Source organism: Streptococcus sp. Z556, from assembly GCF_053010225.1.
In genome coordinates, this window is the sequence record NZ_JBRKNU010000002.1 from 129,566 (window position 1) to 144,679 (window position 15,114).

Consider the following 15,114-nt stretch of genomic DNA (forward strand, 5'->3'; position numbering starts at 1 on the left):
GTATGTCTATTACAACAATGCTAACCCTCTTGGTATCATCCATGTTGATTTATTCAGCACCGCTTGTATTTACAAGTATCGGAGGCGTTTTCTCTGAACGTGCTGGTGTTGTCAATGTCGGTCTTGAAGGAATTATGGTTATGGGTGCTTTTTCTGGAGTAGTCTTTAACCTTGAATTTGCAGAACAACTTGGAGCAGTAACTCCATGGATCTCCTTATTAGTTGGGGGACTTGTTGGAGCAATCTTCTCCATCATTCACGCAGCAGCTACCGTTCACTTCCGTGCGGACCATGTTGTCAGTGGTACGGTATTGAACTTGATGGCGCCCGCTTTAGCAGTCTTTTTGGTCAAAGTTCTTTATAACAAAGGACAAACGGATAATCTAACCCAGACTTTTGGACGTTTTGATTTCCCAGTCTTGGCCAATATTCCAGTGATTGGAGAAATCTTCTTCAAGTCAACAAGTCTTCTTGGCTACTTAGCCATTGCCTTCTCATTCCTTGCTTGGTTTATCCTCTTCAAAACCCGCTTTGGTCTTCGACTTCGCTCGGTTGGTGAACACCCTCAAGCAGCGGACACCTTGGGAATCAACGTCTACAAGATGCGATATCTTGGAGTTATCATTTCAGGATTCCTTGGTGGAATTGGGGGAGCGATTTATGCTCAATCCATTTCCGTCAACTTCTCAGTAACAACCATTGTAGGGCCAGGATTTATTGCCCTTGCTGCAATGATCTTTGGGAAATGGAATCCAATCGGTGCTATGCTTTCAAGTCTCTTCTTTGGACTCTCTCAAAGTTTGGCAGTTATCGGATCTCAACTTCCTTTCTTGCAAGGAGTTCCTACGGTATACCTTCAAATCGCGCCTTATGTCTTGACAATTCTTGTCTTGGCAGCCTTCTTCGGAAAAGCAGTTGCTCCTAAGGCAGATGGGATTAACTACATTAAGTCTAAATAATCATACAAAAAACGCCAGTTTGAAACTGGCGTTTTATTTTTTAGGATTTTGATGTGTCAAGTTTAGTCCCCAAGGAACGAGGTTTTCAGTTTTGTTTTTGATGCGTGTGATATTATCCTTGTGACGAATGATAATTAGGCTAGCAAGAGCTAAGATAATTACGATAAAAAGAAGGTCATAGCTACTTAAGATAAACCCAAATAGTGGGAAAATTAGAACTCCAATTACAGCAGCAATAGAAGCAACAACGCTAGATAGTGAAATCATACTACCTAGATAGAGGGTTCCAAAGAATACGATTGCTAGATAGAGACAGAAGACAGGCGCAAATCCGAAAACAACCCCAGCGCTAGTTGCGACAGCCTTGCCCCCCTTAAATCCTGCAAAGATAGGAAAGGTATGTCCAATTACGGCCAAAAGTCCAAAGACGAGAGGTGATACACCTTGTTGGTAGAAAAGAATAGGAAGGAGAGTGGCCAAGGTCCCTTTAAAGAAGTCAATCACAAAGGTTGCCATACCTGCCTTCTTACCTAAAATACGGAAAGTATTGGTCGTTCCAGTATTTCCAGAACCGTGTTCACGCAAATTTGTTTGAAAAAAAGCTTGTCCAATCCAGAGACCAGACGGAATCGAACCTAGCAAATAAGCTAGAATTAATAATACAAATGTCATCATAGACCTATTATACCATGAAATGCTGTGGAAAGTCAGAGAATATCTTGTGAAATTGTGACAGCAGAATGGGAAAAATTTTGCAAAATCCCTAGAAAACCTGTAAAATAGTAAAGATGAACAAATAGGAGGTTCCTTGTGTCAAAAAAGGAAATCAATATTAATAACTACAATGATGACGCCATTCAGGTGCTAGAAGGGTTGGATGCGGTCCGTAAACGTCCGGGGATGTATATCGGATCGACTGACGGTGCGGGTCTCCATCACCTAGTCTGGGAAATTGTGGACAATGCAGTCGATGAAGCCTTGTCTGGATTTGGTGATCGCATTGATGTGACCATCAATAAGGACGGGAGTTTGACCGTTCAAGACCATGGTCGTGGGATGCCTACTGGGATGCATGCCATGGGCATTCCAACAGTTGAGGTTATCTTTACCATTCTCCACGCTGGAGGGAAATTCGGTCAAGGGGGTTATAAAACATCTGGTGGTCTCCACGGAGTGGGATCTTCAGTCGTTAATGCCCTATCAAGTTGGCTGGAAGTTGAAATCACCCGTGATGGTACAGTCTACAAGCAACGATTTGAAAATGGTGGCAAACCAGTAACAACTCTTCAAAAGGTTGGGACAGCAGCTAAGTCTAAGACAGGTACCAAGGTTACCTTCATGCCTGATGCAACTATCTTTTCCACGACAGACTTCAAGTACAATACCATCTCAGAACGCCTCAATGAGTCAGCCTTTCTCTTGAAAAATGTGACCTTGTCTCTAACTGACAAACGAACAGAAGAAGCGATCGAGTTTCACTATGAAAATGGGGTGCAGGACTTTGTTTCCTACCTCAACGAAGACAAGGAAACCTTGACACCAGTTCTATACTTTGAAGGGGAAGACAATGGTTTCCAAGTAGAAGTAGCCCTCCAGTATAATGATGGATTTTCAGATAACATCTTGTCCTTTGTCAATAACGTCCGTACCAAGGATGGTGGAACGCATGAGACAGGACTTAAGTCTGCCATTACCAAAGTCATGAATGACTATGCCCGTAAGACGGGACTTCTCAAGGAAAAAGATAAAAACCTAGAAGGTTCAGATTATCGTGAGGGACTAGCGGCCGTTCTTTCTATCTTGGTTCCGGAAGAACACCTTCAGTTTGAAGGCCAGACCAAGGACAAGCTTGGAAGTCCACTAGCACGTCCGGTTGTGGATGGAATTGTGGCTGATAAGTTGACCTTCTTCCTTATGGAAAATGGTGAACTGGCTTCTAACCTCATACGTAAGGCTATCAAGGCTCGTGACGCTCGTGAAGCAGCACGTAAGGCGCGTGATGAGAGCCGAAATGGTAAGAAAAACAAGAAAGACAAGGGCTTGCTGTCTGGAAAATTGACCCCAGCCCAGTCTAAAAATCCTGCCAAGAACGAACTCTACCTGGTCGAGGGAGACTCTGCCGGTGGATCTGCCAAACAAGGTCGTGACCGTAAATTCCAAGCTATCCTACCTCTTCGTGGTAAGGTCATCAATACAGCCAAGGCTAAGATGGCGGATATCCTAAAAAATGAGGAAATCAACACCATGATTTATACCATCGGTGCGGGTGTTGGAGCAGACTTCTCTATTGAAGATGCCAACTATGACAAGATCATTATCATGACCGATGCCGATACCGATGGTGCCCATATCCAGACCTTGCTCTTGACATTTTTCTACCGTTACATGCGTCCCCTAGTTGAAGCAGGACATGTCTATATCGCTCTTCCACCTCTTTACAAAATGTCTAAAGGAAAAGGCAAGAAAGAAGAAGTGGCCTACGCTTGGACGGACGGAGAGCTAGAAGAACTCCGCAAGCAGTTTGGAAAAGGCGCTACCCTCCAACGCTACAAGGGACTTGGTGAGATGAATGCGGATCAACTCTGGGAAACAACCATGAACCCAGAAACCCGTACTCTCATTCGTGTTACGATTGAAGACCTAGCACGCGCCGAACGTCGCGTCAATGTCCTCATGGGAGATAAAGTCGAACCACGCCGTAAGTGGATTGAAGATAATGTCAAGTTTACGCTGGAAGAAGCGGCAGTGTTTTAAAAAATATAAAATTAATATAGAAAATCTAATGTAGAAATAAAAATGTCTAACAATATTAACGAAGAACAAGTAAAAGAAGCTCTTGAAAGTGGTTATGGAAAATCTGGGGCTTTATTAAATAATAAAGATGAATTAGATGATTATTTATATCGATTGGAGCAAAAAATAAAAGAAATGCCATTAGTCGGAGAAGAATTTGCTGTTATCCCAATTATGATTTCTTTGATTAAACATTATGTGGAAGGGAAGTACACTACTGTTCCTTATGGGACAATTTTGGCAATTATGAGTGCACTTATTTATGTTTTATCACCAGTAGATATTATTCCTGATTTTATTCCGTTTGTAGGACATTTAGATGATGTGGCAGTAATTGGACTTTGTTTATCAATGGTAAAAACAGATGTCGAAGCCTATGATGAATGGCGTCGCTCTCAAGGATTAATTTAAGACAATAAATTAGATTATTACCAGTCAATTCCGTATAAACAGGAATTATCAAAACATTTTAAATCATCACTTATAGACAATACTTAATTTTATTATCTGATACCTTATTTCATTTTTATAATAAACAAAGAAGTGATAAACATGAGAACTGAACCCGAAATGCTTGGACTGATTTTAGGAACAGTTAAAACTTTAAAAGTTGACGCTGGTAAGAACTCAAGTATCTCCTCCTCAATAATCTGACGGATGACCTCACTCAGGCCAGTTTCTTTAAGGGTGTGGATGCTTCATGTTATTACGAAGGGTATAACCTTTACCAGACAGGGGAGTTTTGAAGTTCAAGTAAAGGTGACGATCATCTTTTGTATGTGAATAATCGCTATAACTATTGGAGGTGAGGTATTGATTACGTTATTAATGTTGCCTTTTTTCCTCGTTCTCTTGGCTATTTTGGGAATTATATATGACTTAATGACCAATAAAGGTAGAAAAGAGTGTGCTCGCACAGTATCCTTGTTTATATTGAACATCCTCACTATTGGTATCTGTCTATTAGATCTACCAATGGAAAGTAAACCATACTCAGGAATAGGGTTTATCTTATTTTATGCACTTGCCTTCACACCTTTGATGATTGTTTTCTCATCATATACCCTCTATCGGATTGGAAAACATTATAGGTATTTTAAGAGTAAGTTTGCTATAATACTCCTATTCAATGCTATTTTACTTTTCCTTCTTTCATTAGTAAATACTTTTGTATTATGGAGAAGCTTTCAAATATATCATAGAAACGATATGAATTTGTTTTATTTTGTTTTAATCGTTTCGGGGATTTGTTCAACTATCCAATTGATAGTAGGCGAACTTGAGATGAAAAGAATACGAGGCATCCAAAAACAAGAGGAGCAAGACGGCAATGAAAAATAATTCTATAAAAGATATGTGCAGACAACATAGAAGTGAAGCGCAAATGCTGAGATTAATTTTACAGGTAGCCGAAAATATACAAGTCGAGGCTGTCGCTATGTCTGGTTCACGGACAAATCCAAAAGCACCAAAAGATGAATTTCAGGATTACGACGTGGTTTATGTTGTGGATGACTTAGATACTCTAACAAGCAATCTTGCTTGGTTGGACCAGTTTGACGCTCGTATCATTGAGCAGCATAATATCCTAGGCAACCGTCGTCTCTATCTCATGCTCTTTGAGGATGGCAATCGGATTGATTTGACTCTATGTCCTAAAGTGCATATCAAGGAGTGGGTAGAAAGCGAAGCGGATTTCACGGTGCTAGAGGATCCTAAGGGCTTGTTTGTGCCTTATTCTCCAAGTCCTCAACGTTACTGGACAAGTCCAGCTAGTCAGATAGATTTTGAAAAAGCCTGCAATGAATTTTGGTGGGTATCAGCCTATGTGGTCAAGGGAATCTGTCGCAAGCAAGTCATCTATGCGACTGACCATCTCTACGGTATTTGTCAGCAAGAACTCTTGAAGGTCTTGGCTTGGCAGGTAGCAAGTGATAATGGAACAGTCGATATCGGCAAGAACTACAAGTATCTTTTCCAGTATTTACCTACAGAGAAAGGGAAAGAATTCTCAAATCTGCTTGATTTTTCAAGTGTAGAGAAAATCACTCAATCCCTATTCTCCACAATGAATCTCTTCCACAGAGAAGCTCAAATTCTTGCTCAAAAGATGGGATTTGATTACGATAAGGAAGTGGCGGAGAAGATGATTCAGTATGCTGAGGAGAAACTTCCTAATCGCTAAATAATTAAGCAATGTTTTTTAAACTACAGAAAGGGTCGTTTGGTTATTTATCGTAACTGAACACGGTACTAATTTCCGTAAAATATCCTTTATTCTACAAAACCTACTCTACATTCTTTGAAAGGAGTTGAACACGCCCTAAATGCTGTGTGAAAAAGATAAATTCTCTTACGAGCATCGCTCGCTTTAAGAATTTCCTATTTTCACTTTGCATTTTACGGGCTTAGTATCCTATGTCTAACATTCAAAACATGTCCCTAGAGGACATCATGGGAGAGCGCTTTGGTCGCTACTCCAAGTATATTATTCAAGACCGGGCTTTGCCAGATATTCGTGATGGATTGAAGCCGGTTCAGCGTCGCATTCTTTATTCGATGAATAAGGATGGCAATACCTTTGACAAGAGCTACCGTAAGTCAGCCAAGTCTGTCGGTAACATCATGGGGAATTTCCACCCACACGGTGATTCTTCTATCTATGATGCCATGGTTCGTATGTCTCAGGATTGGAAAAATCGTGAGATTCTAGTTGAAATGCACGGTAATAACGGTTCTATGGACGGAGATCCGCCGGCGGCAATGCGTTATACTGAGGCGCGTTTGTCTGAGATTGCTGGTTATCTCCTTCAGGACATCGAGAAAAAGACCGTTCCTTTTGCGTGGAACTTTGACGATACCGAGAAAGAACCGACGGTATTGCCAGCAGCTTTTCCAAACCTCTTGGTTAATGGATCGACTGGGATTTCGGCTGGATATGCCACAGATATTCCACCGCATAATTTGGCTGAGGTTATCGATGCGACAGTTTACATGATTGACCACCCAACAGCCAAGGTGGACAAGCTCATGGAATTCTTACCTGGGCCGGACTTCCCTACAGGGTCTATCATCCAAGGGCGTGACGAAATCAAGAAAGCCTATGAAACTGGGAAAGGGCGCGTCGTTGTTCGTTCTAAGACGGAGGTTGAAAAGCTAAAAGGTGGTAAGGAACAAATCGTTATCACTGAGATTCCTTATGAAATCAACAAGGCAAATCTGGTCAAGAAAATCGATGATGTTCGTGTCAATAACAAGGTAGCAGGGATTGCTGAGGTTCGTGATGAGTCTGACCGAGATGGTCTTCGTATCGCGATCGAACTCAAGAAAGACGCCAATACCGAGCTCGTTCTTAACTATCTCTTTAAGTACACTGACCTGCAAATCAACTACAATTTTAACATGGTGGCGATTGACAATTTCACACCTCGTCAGGTCGGAATTGTCTCAATCCTGTCTAGCTATATCGCCCATCGTCGTGAAGTCATCTTGGCGCGTTCACGCTTTGACAAGGAAAAGGCTGAGAAACGTCTCCATATCGTCGAAGGTTTGATTCGTGTCATCTCTATCTTGGATGAAGTCATTGCTCTTATCCGTGCTTCTGAGAATAAGGCTGACGCTAAGGAAAACCTCAAGGTCAGCTATGATTTTACAGAGGAGCAGGCAGAGGCTATCGTTACCTTGCAACTTTACCGTTTGACCAATACCGACGTCGTTGTCTTGCAGGAAGAAGAAGCAGAGCTTCGTGAGAAGATTGCTATGCTGGCGGCGATTATCGGTGATGAACGGACTATGTACAATCTCATGAAGAAAGAACTTCGTGAGGTCAAGAAGAAATTTGCGACACCACGTTTGAGTACTTTAGAAGATACAGCAAACGTCATCGAGATTGATACAGCTAGTTTGATTGCAGAAGAAGATACCTACGTTAGTGTGACCAAGGCTGGCTATATCAAGCGTACCAGCCCACGTTCCTTTGCAGCTTCTACGCTGGAAGAAATTGGCAAACGTGATGATGATCGTCTGATCTTTGTTCAATCTGCCAAGACAACCCAGCACCTCTTGATGTTCACGACTCTTGGGAATGTCATCTATCGACCAATCCACGAATTGGCAGATATTCGTTGGAAGGATATCGGAGAGCATCTGAGCCAAACTGTCACAAACTTTGAAACTAACGAGGAAATTCTCTATGCAGAAGTCGTGGATCAGTTTGATGATGCGACAACCTACTTTGCTGCAACTCGTCTTGGTCAAATCAAACGCGTAGAACGCAAAGAATTCTCTCCATGGAGAACCTACAAGTCGAAGTCTGTCAAGTATGCTAAGCTCAAAGACGAGACAGATCAGATTGTAGCAGTGGCTCCAATTAAACTAGATGATGTACTCTTGATTAGCCAAAACGGTTATGCCCTTCGTTTCAATATCGAAGAGGTTCCTGTTGTCGGTGCCAAGGCTGCAGGTGTTAAGGCTATGAACCTGAAAGAAGATGATGTCCTCCAATCCGCCTTTATCTGTAACACCTCATCCTTCTTCCTCTTGACCCAACGTGGTAGTTTAAAACGTGTTTCTATTGACGAAATTCCAGCAACCAGCCGTGCCAAACGAGGACTACAAGTCTTGCGTGAGTTAAAAAACAAACCGCATCGTGTCTTCTTAGCAGGAGCAGTTGCAGAGCAAGGTTTCGTTGGTGATCTCTTTAGTACAGAAGTGGAAGAGAACGACCAAACACTGCTTGTCCAATCTAACAAGGGAACAATCTATGAGAGCCGATTGCAAGATTTGAACTTGTATGAACGCACTAGCAATGGAAGCTTTATATCAGACACCATTTCAGATGAAGAAGTTTTCGATGCTTACCTCAAAGAAGTTTTTAAAGAGGACAAATCCAATCCTTAAAAAGAATCAGTCCAGAGGGCTGATTTCTTTATGTTGAAAAAATTTTCAGAAAATTACAAATAATACTTGAAATTTTACTAGAAAAGTGTAGAATAGAACACATAGTTTGAATAGTATAAAGGAGAAACACATGACAGTTGCAATTGATTGGGAAAATCTTGGCTTTGCATATATGAAATTACCCTACCGTTATATCGCTCATTACAAAGATGGACAATGGGATCAAGGGGGATTAACGGAGGACTCGACTCTTCATATTTCTGAATCTTCTCCAAGTCTTCACTATGGACAGCAAGCATTCGAGGGATTGAAAGCCTATCGTACTAAGGATGGCAGTATTCAACTGTTCCGTCCTAATGAAAACGCCAAGCGTTTGCAACGTACCTGCGACCGTCTTTTGATGCCTCAAGTATCTACAGAAATGTTTGTAGAAGCTTGTAAAGCAGTTGTCCGTGCAAATGAAGATTATGTACCACCATACGGAACAGGTGGAACCCTCTATCTTCGTCCGCTTTTGATTGGTGTTGGAGACATCATCGGGGTAAAACCTGCAGAGGAGTACATTTTCACTATCTTTGCCATGCCAGTTGGCAACTACTTCAAAGGTGGCTTGGTTCCAACGAATTTCTTGATTCAAGATGAATTTGACCGAGCAGCCCCACATGGTACAGGAGCTGCCAAGGTAGGCGGTAACTACGCTGCCAGTCTTCTACCAGGTAAAATGGCAAAATCACGTAATTTTTCAGATGTTATCTACCTAGATCCAGCTACCCACACCAAGATTGAGGAAGTCGGATCAGCCAACTTCTTTGGGATTACGGCTGATAATGAGTTTGTTACGCCATTAAGCCCATCTATCTTACCATCTATTACCAAGTACTCTCTGCTTTACTTGGCTGAACACCGCTTGGGCTTGACACCGATCGAAGGTGATGTTCCAATTGATAATTTGGATCGTTTTGTAGAGGCAGGAGCTTGTGGTACAGCAGCAGTTATTTCTCCAATTGGGGGGATTCAACATGGCGATGATTTCCATGTTTTCTATAGTGAAACAGAAGTAGGTCCTGTTACACGTAAACTCTACGATGAATTGACTGGTATCCAATTTGGTGATGTGGAAGCACCAGAGGGATGGATTGTCAAAGTGGACTAAAAGACACGAAGTAAAGAAGAACTCCATAGCAGTTGTAATGGCTGAAATGGAGTTTTTTCTTGCTAGTTTGAGTATTTTCTTGTACAATAGAAAAAGTGAAAAGAGGTACAGTATGAGTAAAAAAGATAAGAAAATTGAAATCCAATTAACCGATGCAAAAGTGACTGTTGGAAAAGACAGCTATGAAGGATACATTTTGACAATTGGGAAAAAGGTCATTGGGGAAATTGCCGAATTAGATAACCAATTTGCCATCATAAAGAATGGAAATGTCGATAGTTTTTATAAAAAACTTGAAAAAGCTGTGGAAATTTTGATTGAAAACTATAATTTGACAAAATAATACTTGTTTTATTGAAATTTTCATGATATAATAGTTCTCGTTAAACATTGGAGAGATAGCGAAGAGGCTAAACGCGGCGGACTGTAAATCCGCTCCTTCGGGTTCGGGGGTTCGAATCCCTCTCTCTCCATTTATCAATGGGGTATAGCCAAGCGGTAAGGCAAGGGACTTTGACTCCCTCATGCGTTGGTTCGAATCCAGCTACCCCAGTTCTTAGGTAATAAATTCAAGATAAAAAGAAAATATCTTAGGGTATTTTATTTTTATAATTGAAAGACGTGAACGATATGAACATGTCCTTGCGGGTGCTTAGGAAAAAAATTATAAGTATGTCAAGTTAAGAAAAAACTTGATTGTTGGAGGATTTTTTAGATGAACGAATTTGAAGATTTGCTAAATAGCGTTAGCCAAGTTGAGCCTGGTGATGTTGTTAGTGCTGAAGTATTGACAGTTGATGCGACTCAAGCTAACGTTGCAATCTCTGGGACTGGTGTTGAAGGTGTCTTGACTCTTCGCGAATTGACAAACGATCGCGATGCAGATATCAATGACTTTGTTAAAGTAGGAGAAGTATTGGATGTTCTTGTACTTCGTCAAGTAGTTGGTAAAGATACTGATACAGTTACATACCTTGTATCTAAAAAACGCCTTGAAGCTCGCAAAGCATGGGACAAACTTGTAGGACGCGAAGAAGAAGTTGTTACTGTTAAAGGAACTCGTGCCGTTAAAGGTGGACTTTCAGTAGAATTTGAAGGTGTACGTGGATTTATCCCAGCTTCAATGTTGGACACTCGTTTCGTACGTAACACTGAGCGTTTCGTAGGTCAAGAATTTGATGCTAAAATCAAAGAAGTTGACGCTAAAGAGAACCGCTTCATCCTTTCACGTCGTGAAGTTGTTGAAGCAGCTACTGCAGCAGCTCGTGCTGAAGTATTCGGTAAATTGGCTGTTGGTGATGTCGTAACTGGTAAAGTTGCTCGTATCACAAGCTTCGGTGCTTTCATCGACCTTGGTGGTGTTGACGGATTGGTTCACTTGACTGAGTTGTCACACGAACGTAACGTTTCACCTAAATCAGTAGTAACTGTTGGTGAAGAAATTGAAGTGAAAATCCTTGATCTTAACGAAGAAGAAGGACGTGTATCACTTTCACTTAAAGCAACAACACCTGGACCATGGGATGGCGTTGAGCAAAAATTGGCTAAAGGTGATGTAGTAGAAGGAACAGTTAAACGTTTGACTGACTTCGGTGCATTTGTTGAAGTATTGCCAGGTATCGATGGACTTGTTCACGTATCACAAATTTCACACAAACGTATCGAAAATCCAAAAGAAGCTCTTACTGTTGGTCAAGAAGTTACTGTTAAAGTCCTTGATGTTAACGCTGACGCAGAACGTGTATCACTTTCTATCAAAGCTCTTGAAGAACGTCCAGCTCAAGAAGAAGGACAAAAAGAAGAGAAACGCGCTGCTCGTCCACGTCGTCCAAAACGTCAAGAAAAACGTGATTTCGAACTTCCAGAAACACAAACAGGATTCTCAATGGCTGACTTGTTCGGTGATATCGAACTTTAATCAAATTGATAATCGCAAAATCCTTTGTTTAAAACAAGGGATTTTTCTTTTGTCTCTTTCTCATTTTTGATATAATAGTTCTATGTTAGATTCAGAAAAACAATCACAATATCAAATGTTAAATGAGGAACTCTCTTACTTACTAGAAGGTGAGACCAATGTTCTTGCCAATCTTTCAAATGCTAGTGCCCTCCTAAAATCTCGCTTTCCGAATATTGTATTTGCAGGTTTTTACCTGTTTGATGGTAGCGAGTTGGTTTTAGGGCCTTTTCAGGGCGGTGTTTCTTGCATTCGCATCCCGCTTGGAAAAGGCGTGTGTGGAGAAGCTGCTGAGTTTCAGGAGACAGTTTTAGTTGGCGATGTGAGCACCTATCCAAACTACATTGCTTGTGATGGTCATGCCAAGAGTGAAATCGTAGTTCCTATGCTTAAAAATGGTAGATTAGTCGGTGTATTAGATCTAGACTCTTCTCTGATTGATGATTACAATGCCATTGACCGTGATTACTTGGAACAATTTGTCGCTATTTTGCTTGAGAAGACAGAATGGGACTTTACAATGTTTGAGGAGAAAGCCTAATGTATCAAGCACTTTATCGAAAATATAGAAGCCAAACTTTTTCACAACTGGTAGGTCAAGAAGTTGTGGCTAAAACCCTAAAACAAGCGGTTGAGCAGGAAAAGATTAGTCATGCCTATCTTTTCTCAGGCCCTCGTGGGACTGGGAAGACCAGTGTAGCCAAGATTTTTGCCAAGGCTATGAACTGTCCGAACCAAGTGAACGGAGAACCATGTAATAACTGTTATATCTGTCAGGCTGTGACAGAAGGAAGCTTAGAAGATGTTATCGAAATGGATGCGGCATCGAATAATGGAGTCGATGAAATTCGTGAAATTCGTGATAAATCGACCTATGCTCCTAGCTTGGCTCGTTATAAGGTCTACATTATCGACGAGGTTCATATGCTGTCTACGGGAGCCTTCAATGCGCTTTTGAAGACGCTTGAAGAGCCGACTCAGAATGTCGTCTTTATTTTGGCAACCACTGAATTGCATAAGATTCCAGCAACCATTTTATCCCGTGTTCAACGTTTTGAGTTTAAATCGATTCGAACGCAAGATATCAAGGACCATATCCAAACTATTTTGTCAAAAGAGAATATCAGTTCTGAACCAGAGGCTGTGGAAATCATTGCCAGACGAGCTGAAGGTGGAATGCGGGATGCCTTGTCTATTCTGGATCAAGCCTTGAGTTTGACGCAAGGGAATGCTTTAACGACAGCTATTTCTGAGGAGATTACAGGCACTATTAGTCTTTCGGCTCTAGATGACTATGTGGCCGCCTTGGCCCAACAAGATGTCCCAAAAGCGCTCGATTCTTTAAATCTATTGTTTGAAAATGGCAAGAGCATGACTCGTTTTGTGACGGATCTCTTGCAGTATTTGCGTGATCTACTGGTTGTTCAGACAGGTGGCGAAAATACTCATCATAGTCCAGTTTTTATAGACAATCTAGCTCTTTCTCAGGAAAGTCTCTTTGAAATGATTCGTCTAGCGACAGTGAGTTTAGCAGATATGAAGGCCAGTTTGCAACCTAAGATTTATGCTGAAATGATGACCATTCGTTTAGCAGAAATTAAGCCTGAATCTGCGGTTTCGGGAGCTGTTGAAAGTGAAATTTCTGCACTGAGACAGGAAGTTGCCCGTCTCAAACAAGAGATTGCTAATGTAGGAACAGCTCCTAAACAAGTTGCCCCAGTCCCTAGTCGTCCAGCCACTTCCAAGACAGTCTATCGAGTGGATCGCAACAAAGTTCAGTCTATTCTGCAAGAAGCTGTTGAAAATCCTGATTTGGCACGACAAAACTTGATTCGCCTCCAGAATGCGTGGGGAGAAGTGATTGAAAGTTTAGCTGGACCAGATAAGGCCCTTCTCGTAGGTTCTCAACCAGTTGCGGCCAATGAACACCATGCTATTTTAGCCTTTGAGTCTAATTTCAATGCTGGGCAAACCATGAAACGGGATAACCTCAATACCATGTTTGGCAATATTCTTAGCCAAGCTGCTGGATTTTCACCTGAGATTCTGGCTATTTCCCTAGAGGAATGGAAAGAGGTTCGAGCAGCATTTTCAGCTAAAAACAAGTCTCCTCAAGCTGACCAAGAGGTGGAAGAAGAGAGTCTGATTCCAGAAGGATTTGAATTTCTAGCTGATAAAGTCATGGTTGAAGAAGACTAAAAGTGGATTTCATGATACAATAATCTTATGAATAGACAACAATTTATCATAATAACGTTATTCACGGCAGCTGAGACTTATTTCTTCAATGAATCCTTGATGACTGGTCGCTACGTTATGGCAGCTTTTTGGGCGATTTTACTCTTTCGAAACTTTAGGTTAAGTTACCTGATGGGAAAAATTGTAGACGCTATTGATCAGCACCTAAACCGCAAGGATTAGCCCCAGCTTCTAGACAAAATCAAAGCCTTTTAGGCTTTTTTTTGTTATACTAGTAGAGTATATTTATTGACCTTTTGCCCTATTTTTTAGGGATTGTAAGCAATTTCCTAAAGTATTGAGCAAAATGTTTGAAAAAGAAAGGAACTATCATGTCAGTATTAGAGATCAAAGATCTTCACGTTGAGATTGAAGGAAAAGAAATTTTGAAAGGAGTCAATCTGACTCTGAAAACAGGAGAAATCGCAGCCATTATGGGACCAAATGGTACTGGTAAATCGACTCTTTCTGCAGCTATCATGGGAAACCCTAACTATGAGGTTACCAAAGGTGAGGTCTTGTTTGATGGTGTAAATATCCTTGAATTGGAAGTGGACGAGCGTGCACGTATGGGACTTTTCCTTGCCATGCAATACCCATCTGAAATTCCAGGAATTACTAACGCAGAGTTTCTGCGTGCAGCTATGAATGCTGGAAAAGAAGATGATGAAAAGATTTCAGTTCGTGAGTTTATCACTAAACTAGATGAGAAAATGGAATTGCTCAATATGAAAGAAGAAATGGCAGAGCGTTACCTCAACGAAGGCTTCTCTGGTGGTGAGAAAAAACGCAATGAAATTCTTCAACTCTTGATGTTGGAACCAACTTTTGCCCTTTTGGATGAGATTGACTCAGGTCTTGATATTGATGCCCTTAAAGTTGTATCGAAAGGTGTGAATGCTATGCGTGGTGAAGGCTTTGGTGCTATGATCATCACTCACTACCAACGTCTTTTGAACTACATCACACCAGACGTGGTACACGTGATGATGGAAGGTCGTGTGGTTCTTTCTGGTGGTCCAGAATTGGCTGCCCGATTGGAACGTGAAGGATACGCAAAATTAGCTGAAGAACTTGGCTACGACTACAAGGAAGAATTGTAATTCCCTCGTATC

Annotated in this window: 14 protein-coding genes and 2 tRNA genes; 15 read left to right on the forward strand and 1 reads right to left on the reverse strand. The window is 41.3% G+C overall.

Annotated elements, in window-relative coordinates:
- Window positions 1-2: 2 nt before the first annotated feature.
- Window positions 3-959, forward strand: a complete 957-nt coding sequence (locus ACVC7S_RS03035; protein ID WP_447266140.1) for an ABC transporter permease — start codon at window positions 3-5, stop codon at window positions 957-959.
- A 33-nt stretch (window positions 960-992) separates the two neighbouring features.
- Here the strand turns inward: ACVC7S_RS03035 and plsY are convergent, their stop codons facing one another.
- Complete coding sequence (gene plsY, locus ACVC7S_RS03040) at window positions 993-1,634, reverse strand: glycerol-3-phosphate 1-O-acyltransferase PlsY (protein WP_268705117.1); 642 nt, start codon at window positions 1,632-1,634, stop codon at window positions 993-995.
- Between the two features lie 135 nt (window positions 1,635-1,769).
- Here plsY and parE point away from each other — a divergent pair, with 135 nt between their 5' ends.
- The 14 genes from parE (at window position 1,770) to sufC (ending at window position 15,102) form a co-directional block, all read left to right on the forward strand.
- A complete protein-coding gene (parE, locus tag ACVC7S_RS03045) occupies window positions 1,770-3,713 on the forward strand; it encodes a DNA topoisomerase IV subunit B (RefSeq protein ID WP_447266141.1) in 1,944 nt (647 codons plus the stop codon).
- Window positions 3,714-3,755: 42 nt separating this feature from the next.
- The gene (locus tag ACVC7S_RS03050; RefSeq protein ID WP_447266142.1) at window positions 3,756-4,163 is read left to right on the forward strand and encodes a YkvA family protein; all 408 of its coding nucleotides are present in this window, start codon (window positions 3,756-3,758) and stop codon (window positions 4,161-4,163) included.
- A gap of 417 nt (window positions 4,164-4,580) precedes the next feature.
- Window positions 4,581-5,093, forward strand: coding sequence for a hypothetical protein (locus ACVC7S_RS03055; protein WP_447266334.1), 513 nt, complete (start codon window positions 4,581-4,583; stop codon window positions 5,091-5,093).
- Window positions 5,083-5,937, forward strand: a complete 855-nt coding sequence (locus ACVC7S_RS03060; RefSeq protein WP_447266143.1) for an aminoglycoside 6-adenylyltransferase — start codon at window positions 5,083-5,085, stop codon at window positions 5,935-5,937. The genes ACVC7S_RS03055 and ACVC7S_RS03060 overlap by 11 nt, the downstream gene beginning before the upstream one ends.
- A 233-nt stretch (window positions 5,938-6,170) precedes the next feature.
- Entirely contained in the window at window positions 6,171-8,651 is a 2,481-nt protein-coding gene (gene parC / locus ACVC7S_RS03065) for a DNA topoisomerase IV subunit A (protein ID WP_447266144.1), read from the forward strand.
- A gap of 115 nt (window positions 8,652-8,766) precedes the next feature.
- Window positions 8,767-9,804, forward strand: a complete 1,038-nt coding sequence (locus ACVC7S_RS03070; protein ID WP_447266335.1) for a branched-chain amino acid aminotransferase — start codon at window positions 8,767-8,769, stop codon at window positions 9,802-9,804.
- A 112-nt stretch (window positions 9,805-9,916) separates the two neighbouring features.
- Window positions 9,917-10,147, forward strand: coding sequence for a DUF2969 domain-containing protein (locus tag ACVC7S_RS03075; protein ID WP_049484231.1), 231 nt, complete (start codon window positions 9,917-9,919; stop codon window positions 10,145-10,147).
- A 49-nt stretch (window positions 10,148-10,196) separates the two neighbouring features.
- A tRNA-Tyr gene (locus ACVC7S_RS03080) sits at window positions 10,197-10,277 on the forward strand.
- A gap of 8 nt (window positions 10,278-10,285) precedes the next feature.
- Window positions 10,286-10,357, forward strand: a tRNA-Gln gene (locus ACVC7S_RS03085).
- A 162-nt stretch (window positions 10,358-10,519) separates the two neighbouring features.
- Window positions 10,520-11,722 carry a 30S ribosomal protein S1 gene (gene rpsA / locus ACVC7S_RS03090; RefSeq protein ID WP_001001616.1) on the forward strand — a complete coding sequence of 401 codons (1,203 nt, stop codon included), beginning with the start codon at window positions 10,520-10,522 and terminating at the stop codon, window positions 11,720-11,722.
- Window positions 11,723-11,804: 82 nt separating this feature from the next.
- Window positions 11,805-12,302: a GAF domain-containing protein gene (locus ACVC7S_RS03095; RefSeq protein WP_447266145.1), complete on the forward strand. Its 498-nt coding sequence runs from the start codon at window positions 11,805-11,807 to the stop codon at window positions 12,300-12,302.
- Window positions 12,302-13,960 carry a DNA polymerase III subunit gamma/tau gene (dnaX, locus tag ACVC7S_RS03100; protein WP_447266146.1) on the forward strand — a complete coding sequence of 553 codons (1,659 nt, stop codon included), beginning with the start codon at window positions 12,302-12,304 and terminating at the stop codon, window positions 13,958-13,960. Before ACVC7S_RS03095 ends, dnaX begins: the two co-directional genes overlap by 1 nt.
- Before the next feature lie 27 nt (window positions 13,961-13,987).
- The gene (locus tag ACVC7S_RS03105) at window positions 13,988-14,182 is read left to right on the forward strand and encodes a DUF3272 family protein (protein ID WP_447266147.1); all 195 of its coding nucleotides are present in this window, start codon (window positions 13,988-13,990) and stop codon (window positions 14,180-14,182) included.
- Window positions 14,183-14,331: 149 nt separating this feature from the next.
- A complete protein-coding gene (gene sufC / locus ACVC7S_RS03110; RefSeq protein WP_000114489.1) occupies window positions 14,332-15,102 on the forward strand; it encodes a Fe-S cluster assembly ATPase SufC in 771 nt (256 codons plus the stop codon).
- Window positions 15,103-15,114: the final 12 nt, after the last annotated feature.